Source organism: Cognatiluteimonas telluris (assembly GCF_011320095.1).
Lineage (GTDB): Bacteria > Pseudomonadota > Gammaproteobacteria > Xanthomonadales > Xanthomonadaceae > Cognatiluteimonas > Cognatiluteimonas telluris.
The window spans coordinates 83265-91359 of the sequence record NZ_JAANOY010000007.1 but is presented as its reverse complement, the minus strand read 5'-3'; the positions used below and the strand labels follow the sequence as shown (position 1 = coordinate 91359).

The 8095-nt window shown below is 69.0% G+C and carries 7 protein-coding genes and 1 tRNA gene; 3 read left to right on the top strand and 5 right to left on the bottom strand.

Translation table 11 applies throughout. The features are described from left to right. The 3 genes from G7B67_RS13300 to G7B67_RS06335 all read left to right on the top strand — a co-directional run. On the top strand, positions 1-184 hold a 184-nt coding region (locus G7B67_RS13300; RefSeq protein ID WP_207780881.1), incomplete at its 5' end, for a hypothetical protein. 57 nt (positions 185-241) lie between these two features. Beyond that, positions 242-1627 carry a toll/interleukin-1 receptor domain-containing protein gene (locus G7B67_RS06340; RefSeq protein WP_166209616.1) on the top strand — a complete coding sequence of 462 codons (1386 nt, stop codon included), beginning with the start codon at positions 242-244 and terminating at the stop codon, positions 1625-1627. Beyond that, on the top strand, positions 1624-4824 hold the full coding sequence (locus tag G7B67_RS06335; RefSeq protein WP_166209613.1) for an ATP-binding protein: 3201 nt from the start codon (positions 1624-1626) through the stop codon (positions 4822-4824). The genes G7B67_RS06340 and G7B67_RS06335 overlap by 4 nt, the downstream gene beginning before the upstream one ends. Positions 4825-4960: 136 nt before the next feature. On the opposite strand, the gene G7B67_RS06330 is transcribed toward G7B67_RS06335, so the two are convergent. The 5 genes from G7B67_RS06330 to pal all read right to left on the bottom strand — a co-directional run bounded on the left by G7B67_RS06330 (position 4961) and on the right by pal (position 8064). Then, positions 4961-5036: transfer RNA gene (locus G7B67_RS06330), tRNA-Lys, on the bottom strand. 151 nt (positions 5037-5187) lie between these two features. Next, complete coding sequence (queC, locus tag G7B67_RS06325) at positions 5188-5889, bottom strand: 7-cyano-7-deazaguanine synthase QueC (protein WP_166209610.1); 702 nt, start codon at positions 5887-5889, stop codon at positions 5188-5190. Positions 5890-5906: 17 nt separating this feature from the next. Continuing rightward, on the bottom strand, positions 5907-6581 hold the full coding sequence (queE, locus tag G7B67_RS06320) for a 7-carboxy-7-deazaguanine synthase QueE (RefSeq protein ID WP_166209607.1): 675 nt from the start codon (positions 6579-6581) through the stop codon (positions 5907-5909). Between the two features lie 153 nt (positions 6582-6734). After that, positions 6735-7544 carry a tol-pal system protein YbgF gene (gene ybgF, locus G7B67_RS06315; RefSeq protein ID WP_207780880.1) on the bottom strand — a complete coding sequence of 270 codons (810 nt, stop codon included), beginning with the start codon at positions 7542-7544 and terminating at the stop codon, positions 6735-6737. 10 nt (positions 7545-7554) lie between these two features. Next, entirely contained in the window at positions 7555-8064 is a 510-nt protein-coding gene (gene pal / locus G7B67_RS06310) for a peptidoglycan-associated lipoprotein Pal (protein WP_166209642.1), read from the bottom strand. Between the last annotated feature and the right edge of the window lie 31 nt (positions 8065-8095).

Here is an 8095-nt window from a genome sequence, read left to right as displayed (position 1 = left end):
CGCCGCCGCCGCCGACGCCGCCGCCGCCGACGCCGACGCCGGACGCCGGACGCCGGACGCCGGACGCCGGACGCCGGACGCCGGACACGAAATCGAACAGGCTAAAACGTGCAACCCGGTGGCTTGCGGCCACGCCGCGGCACATCGAAACCATGCCATTTGCGGTCCGGTATGGCTTCGCTAAACTCGCGCGGCCGGCCACCAGCTGGCTTGGCTCGGCAGTCCGAGCAGGGGGTGACGCATGGCGACCCTTCCGGCCACGGCCGCATCGTTGCAGGCATTCGACGAGGACGCCTGGGACGACCTGCTCAACTACATCGAAGAGCGCCGCGTCATCCCGATCATCGGCCCCGACCTACTGCGGGTGCAGACCGATCGCGGCCTGCGTCCGTTGTACGAATGGCTGGCGGAGAAGCTCGCCGCGCGGCTGTCGGTGGATGTCGGTGGACTGCCGCAGCCGCTCACCCTCAACGACGTGATGTGCTGCTTCCTCGGCCAGCACGGCCGGCGCGAGGAAGCCTATACGCGGCTTCGCTCGATCCTGCGCGAAGTGCAGTTCGAGCCGCCGCTGGCGCTGCGGCAACTGGCGCAGATCACCGACTTCGACCTGTTCGTCACCACCACCTTCGATCCGCTGCTCGAGCGCGCGCTCGACCTGGAGCGGCACGGCGGCCAGCCCTCGACCGAAGTCATCGCCTATGCACCCAACCGCGTGGCCGACCTGTCGGCCGAACGCAGCCAGTCGCAGCGCACCGTGCTCTACCACCTGCTGGGCCGGCTGTCGGCGTCGCCGACCTACGTCGTCTCCGACGAGGACATGCTGGAGTTCATCTGCGCGCTGCAGTCCGAGCACCTGACGCCGGAAAAACTCTTCCACGAGCTCGAACACAACCACCTGCTGCTGATCGGCAGCGATTTCTCCAACTGGCTGGCGCGCCTGTTCCTGCGCATGGCCAAGCGCAAGCGCCTGTCCGATCCGCGCGACGTGAGCGAGGTCTTCGCCGATGACCACACCGCGCAGGACGCGCGGCTGGTGGCGTTCCTGCAGCAGGTGAGCGTGCGCACGCGCGTGTTCGGCGGCGCCGAGGCGTTCGTCGCCGAGCTGCACGAGCGCTGGTCCGCGCGCCAGCGTCCTGCGGCATCGACCGGCGGCAACGCGCCGCAACGGTTCCTGCCACCGGCGCGCGAGATGCCGGAGAATGCGATCTTCATCAGCTATGCGCGCGAGGACCTCCCCGCGGTCCAGCGCCTCAAGGCGGCGATGGACAGTGCCGGGCTGACGACCTGGTTCGACCTCGACCGGCTTGAAGGCGGCGACGACTACGACCGCAAGATCCGCGCGAACATCGGCCGCTGCAGCTTCTTCCTGCCGGTGATCTCGGCCACCACGCAGCGCCGGCACGAAGCCTACTTCCGCCGCGAGTGGAGCTACGCGGTGGATCGCACCCGCAACCTGGCCGACGGCGCGAAGTTCATCCTGCCGGTGTGCATCGACGACACCCCCGAAGCCGATGCGCTGGTGCCCGAGCAATTCAAGGCACTGCACATCGTGCGCATGCCTGGCGGTGAACCGCCGCCAGAATTCCTGCAGCGCCTGCACGCGCTGTTCGGCGGGAGCGCGCCATGAGCCCGGCCGATGGCGAGGGCACCGGCCTGGTCGATCCGCAGAACCCGTGGCTGGGCCTGTTTTCCTACTCCGAGGAAACCCTCGCCTACTTCCACGGCCGCGACGAGGAAACCGCCGAGCTCGCCCGCCGCGTGCAGCGCAAGCTGCTCACGGTGCTGTTCGGGCAGTCGGGCCTGGGCAAGACCTCGCTGCTGCGCGCGGGCATCGTGCCGCGCCTGCGCGCCGAAGGTTATTGCCCGATCTACGTGCGCATCGATTACGCGCCCGACTCGCCCTCGCCGTCGGAGCAGATCAAGCAGGCGATCTTCCGCGACACCGAGGCGGCCGGGCACTGGACGCGGCCGGGCTCGGCGACCGAAGGCGAATCGCTGTGGGAGTTCATGCACCACCGCGGCGACCTGCTGCGCGATGTCGATGGCCGGCCACTGATCCCGCTGCTGATCTTCGACCAGTTCGAGGAGATCTTCACCCTCGCCCAGGCCGACGACGCCGGTCGACTGCGCGCGCGGCAGTTCCTGGACGATCTCGCCGACCTGGTCGAGAACCGGCCACCGGCGGCGCTCGAAGCACGGATCGAGGACGACGACAGCGTGGCCGCCGATTTCGATTTCGCGCGCGCCGATTACCGCGTGCTGATCGCCTTGCGCGAGGACTACCTGGCGCACCTGGAGAGCGTCAAGGCGAGCATGCCGTCGATCACGCAGAACCGGATGCGGCTGGCGCGCATGAACGGCGCGCAGGCGCTGAGCGCCGTGGTCCAGCCTGGCGGACGCCTCGTCTCGCAGGAAGTGGCCGAGTCGATCGTGCGCTTCGTCGCCGGTGGCTCGGAGCTGGCCAACGCCGAGATCGAACCGGCGCTGCTGAGCCTGGTCTGCCGCGAACTCAACACCGTGCGCCAGGCACAGGGGCGCAGCGAGATTTCCGCCGACCTGCTGGCCGGTTCGCGCGACACGATCCTGAGCGAGTTCTACGAGCGCGCGCTGGCCGACCAGCCCGAGGGCGTGCGGCGGGTGATCGAGGACGCGCTGCTCACCGACTCGGGTTATCGCGAAAGCCTGGCCGAGGAACGCCTGGTGAAAGCGCTCGCCGCCGCCGGCGCCGCGCCGGACTCGCTGGCCAAGCTGGTGGATCGACGCCTGCTGCGCATCGAGGAACGCCTGGACATGCGCCGGGTCGAGCTGACCCATGACGTGCTCGCCGGCGTCGTGCTCGCCAGCCGCAACCTGCGCCAGGAGCGCGAGGCGCGCGACGCCGCGCAACGGCAGCTGGCCGAGCAGCGCGAACGCGAAGCGGCGACCCACCGCGCGCTGCTGCGCGCACGCACGATCGCCGGCGTGTGCGCGGTGCTGGCGCTGGTCTCGATCGGCAGCGCGTTGTTCGGCTTCTGGAGCATGCGCCGCGCGCACGCCGCCGAGCTGGAAGCGCAGGCCTCGCGGGCGAACGCGGAGAAGCTGGTCAGCTTCCTGATCGAGGATTTCTACAGCGAACTCGCGCCCACCGGCAGGCTCGACACCCTCGGCAAGCTCGCGCACATGACGGTCGGCTATTACGACAGCTTGCCGCCGGAACTGATCACCACGCAGACGCAGGTCAACCGCGCGATGGCGCAGGTGCGTGAAGGCGCCGCGCAGAACGCCAGCGGCGATGTCGACGCCGCCTACCGTAATTTCGGCGAAGCACAGGCAGTGTTCGACAAGCTGCGGGCAGCGGGCGATACCAGCGAAGACGTCACCTATGGCCTGGCACTGGCGCTGAACAACGAGGGCTTCAACGCCGTCATCGGCGGCGGAAACGGCCGCGGCACCGGAACCGAACTCGACCAGGCCGCCGCGCTGTTGCGGCCGCTGGTGTACGGCCCCAATCCATCGAAACGCGTGCGGCAGTTGTACGCCGATACCCTGAATCCGCTGAGCCATTCGCAGCCGATGGAAAAGGCGGTGACGATGTGCGACGAGGCGCGCAGGATCCTGGTGGGACTGGGCGCACTGGATTTGTCCAACCTCGATGCCACGTCTTCGTACGCCGATACGGCCGATTCGGAGTCGCGCCACCTGCTGTCGCTGGGACGGGTCGACGAAGCCAAGACACTGGAGCAGCAGGTGTACGACCTCGCCGACAAGATCCTGGCGCATCGCCCCGGCGACCTGCATTCGCTTGCCGACCGATCCTGGGCCGCGGAACTGCTCGGCGCCATCGCCAAGCGCCAGCACGACGATGTCGCCGCTGCGGCCTACGCGGAAAAAACCATGCGCGCGGGCGAGGACGAAGTCCGCTTCAATCCATCCGATCTCAGCGCGTGGCAGCGCTGGGGGTCGGGATTCAGCCACTTGTCCGATGTGCAGTTCGAGCGCGGCGACATCGCCCAGGCGATCGCCACCAACCGCGCGCTGATGGCGCTGGAACGCGATCCGCGACGGCCGTCCAGCCTCGCGCCGATGCTGTGGTTCGAGTGGATTCCGCTGGCGATCACCCAGGCACGGGCCGGCGATGCGACTGCGGCGGCGCAGTCGCTCAAGGCCTTCGCGCGTGATGCCGGCGAGTTCTCCGCCCAGGCCGCCCCGGACAATCCGCGACGGCGGCTGATGGCCAAGCCCGAGCAAAGCCTGCTCGCGGCGATCCAGCTCGCGCAAGGTGATGCGCAGGCGGCATTCGCGAATGCCAGTGCCGTGATCGATCGGCTCGATGCGGTGAAGGTGCCTGCCAGCGACGTGGGATCGTCGACCACGCAGAACAACATGCTCAGCGGTGGCTTGCGGACGGCCGCCACCGCGGCGCTTCGGCTCGGTCATTATCGGCAGGCCGAAGCCCTGGCTCGGCGCTGGCTGGCACTTCCACCCAACCAGCGATCGGAAGACGATCCAAAAGAACGCTCGTCCGCCGCCGCCGCGACGCTGGCGAACGCCGTCGCCCTGCAGGGGCGCAGCGATGAAGCACGCACCATCCTGCAACCGGCACTGGCGTACTACCAGCAGGAACAGCAGGCCGGCGCGAGCGGCACCAGCTTCCGCGGTGATTACGCCTACGCGTTGTACGTCAGCGCGTTGACCCTGGATTCGAATCCAGTGCGGCAGAAAGCCGCATTGGATGCGGCGACCGCGTTGATCAAGGGCGCGTCGCCGGAAGCGCAGGCGCTGGCGGACATGCGCGAGTTGTCAGGATTGATCGCCAACGCGCGGGCGGGCAAGCACGCCGGATGACCGTCGCCGCGACCGCGAGGTCGGAGCGGCGGTGCACCGTTCGCAATCGCCGATCGTCGCGCAGTCGCTCGCGGTTCGATATCGCTACGTGAAGGATGGCATGTGCCGTCCTCGCCGGCGCCGCGCCCCGATCCGTTGGTGGGCCGTGATGGATTCGAACCATCGACCAAAAGATTAAAAGTCTTCTGCTCTACCAACTGAGCTAACGGCCCAACGGATGCTGCGGGTGCTGCGGGTGCTGCGGGTGCTGCGGGTGCTGCGGGTGCTGCGGGTGCTGCGGGTGCTGCGGGTGCTGCGGGTGCCGCGGGTTGCGCGCGGGAGGCGGATTCTAGCGCAACCGGCGCGATGGTCGCTTCGGGGCCGTCAGGCCACGTAGCGGGTGGGGTCGTCGACGCCGGCGGCGGCGAAGCCTTCGCGGCGCAGGCGGCAGGCGTCGCAGTGGCCGCAGGCGCGGCCGTCGGCGTCGGCCTGGTAGCAGGAGACGGTCTGGGCGAAATCGACGTTCAGGCGCAGGCCTTCGCGCACGATGTCGGCCTTGCTCATCGACAGCAGCGGGGCGTGGACGCGGAAACCGGCGCCTTCGACACCGGCCTTGGTGGCGAGGTTGGCGAGCGCCTCGAAGGCGGCGATGAATTCCGGGCGGCAGTCCGGATAGCCGGAATAGTCGACCGCGTTGACGCCGCAGAAGATATCGGCCGCGCCCAGCACCTCGGCCCAGCCGAGCGCGAGCGACAGCATGATGGTGTTGCGCGCGGGCACGTAGGTCACCGGGATCGCGGCTCGCTGCGGGTCGCTGTCCGAATCCAGCGGCACGGCGATGTCGGCGTCGGTCAGCGCCGAGCCGCCGATGCTGCGCAGGTCGACTTCGACCGTCTTGTGCGCGACGGCGTCCTGCGCGCGCGCGATGCGGTCGGCGGCGTCGAGTTCCGACGTGTGGCGCTGGCCGTAGCGCACGCTCAAGGCGTGGCAGGCGTAGCCCTGCTCCTGCGCGATGGCGAGCACGACCGCCGAATCCATGCCGCCGGAAACCAGGATCACCGCCGGTTTCATTGCCCTGATGTCCATGTGCTGGCTTCCCTTCGTCAGCGGCCGGGTTCGTCGTTCCAGAGGATCTTGTGCAGCTGCAGCTGGTAGCGTACCGGCAGGCGGTCGGCGACGATCCAGTCGGCCAGCGCGCGCGGGGCGACTTGGGTGAAGCTGGGCGAGAACCAGACGTCGCAGATTTGTCCGAGCCCGCGGGTGGCGACGACATCGCGCGCCCAGTCGTAATCGGCGCGGTCGCAGATCACGAACTTGAGCTGGTCGTGCGGCGTGAGCAGCGCGAGGTTTTCCCAGCGGTTGCGCGCCTGCTCGCCGGACGCCGGGGTCTTGATGTCGACCACGCGCGAGACGCGGGTGTCGACGTCGGCAATGTCGATGGCACCGGAAGTTTCCAGCGAGACGACGTAGCCCGCGTCGCACAGGCGCGACAGCAGGCTGATGCAGCGTTTCTGCGCCAGCGGCTCGCCACCGGTCACGCAGACGTGGCGCACGCCGGCGCGCGCGACCTCGGCGAGGATGGCGTCGATGTCCCACCACTGCCCGCCGTGGAAGGCATAGGCGGTGTCGCAGTACTGGCAGCGCAGCGGGCAGCCGGTCAGGCGCACGAATGCCGTCGGCCAGCCCGCATCGCGGGCCTCGCCCTGCAGGGACACGAAGATCTCGGTGAGCTTGAGCCGGTCCGCGGCGGTGGCGGCCGCCTCGGCGACGGTGTTCATCGGGGGATTTTATCGTAGGGCGGGTTTCAACCCGCCGCCGGCCGCCTTTGCGCCCGTAATCCGGGAGCCCGCGGGCGATTGCCGGAAGACGCAAGGTCGCAGGTTATGGAAAAGCGGCGGGTTGAAACCCGCCCTACCGGACCATCGCCGCAGTTACCGGGCGCTTTGCAGGTCCATCACCCGCAGGCGGTCGTCGGCGTCGCGGGCGGCGTCGGTGCCCGGGTAGCGCTGGATCACCTGCTGCAGGGTGGCGCGCGCGGCGTCGGGCTGCTTGAGCCCGAGCTGCGACAGACCGACCTTGAGCAGCGCGCTGGAGGCCTTGGCATGGGTCGGATAGCGGTCGAGCAGCGCCTGGAACTGCTGCTGCGCGAGCGCGTAATTCTGGGTCAGGTAATAGCTTTGCCCCAGCCAGTACAGCGCGTTGGGCGCGTAGGCGCCATCGGGATAGCGCTGCAGGAAATCCTGGAACTGGCGCGCGGAGGCAACGTAATCGCTGCTCTTGAGCGTGTCGAAGGCGGCGTCGTAGCTGCTGCGCTCGTCGGCGCCCTGGGCCAGCGTCCCGGCATCGCCGTGGACCGCAGGCGGCGTATCGATGGCGGCGGGCGAAGCGGCCGGGGTTGCCGCCGGCGATGTTGCCCTGGGGGGCGCCACTGCTGCGTCGGTCGCGGCGGGCACGCCGCCTTCGAGCCGGTTCAGGCGGCCATCCAGGTCGAGGTACTGGCTGCGGCTGGTCTGGGCCGACTGCTGGCTCTGGTGCTGGAGGTCCTCCAGCTGCGCGCGCAGCGCCTGCACTTCGGACTTGAGCGCATTGACCTGGTTGAGCAGGTCGACATTGCCGTGGTTGCTGGCGGCCTGCTGCTCGAGCGCGGCGACGCGTTCGGCCAGGCTGGCGCGCTGGGCGTGGGCGGGTGCGGCGGCCACCAGGGCCGCCGCGCACGCGATTGCATACAACGAAGCTCGCATCATGGTCGCCTTACTTGGCGGTGTAGACGATCTCGACGCGACGGTTCTTGCTCCAGCAGTCCTCGCTGGACTGGGTGCAGGTCGGGCGTTCCTCACCGTAGCTGACCACCGTTACCTGGCTGCCGGAGCCGCCGTTGGCCTGCAGCGCGGAAGACACCGCGTTGCCGCGACGCTCGCCCAGGCCGAGGTTGTAATCGCGGCTGCCGCGCTCGTCGGCGTTGCCTTCCAGCGTCATCCGCGAGGACGGACGGTCGCGCAGGTACTTGGCGTGGCAGGCCATCGCCGCCTGGAACTCGGGCCGCAGCGTGTCCTGGTCGTAATCGAAGTACACCACGCGGGTGCGCAGGCAGGCATCGGTGTCCAGGTCTTCCGGGCCATAGACGCCGGCGGTGGGGGCTTCGGTCACCGGCGCGGTGCTGGGCGTGGTGACCGGCGGCGGCTCTTCCTTGACCTTCTTCGAACAGGCCACGGCGCCCACGCACAGCAGCGTCGCCGCCAGCACGCGCGTGGTGGTTCTCATCTTGGTGCTCGTCATTGCGTTCATGCGACTT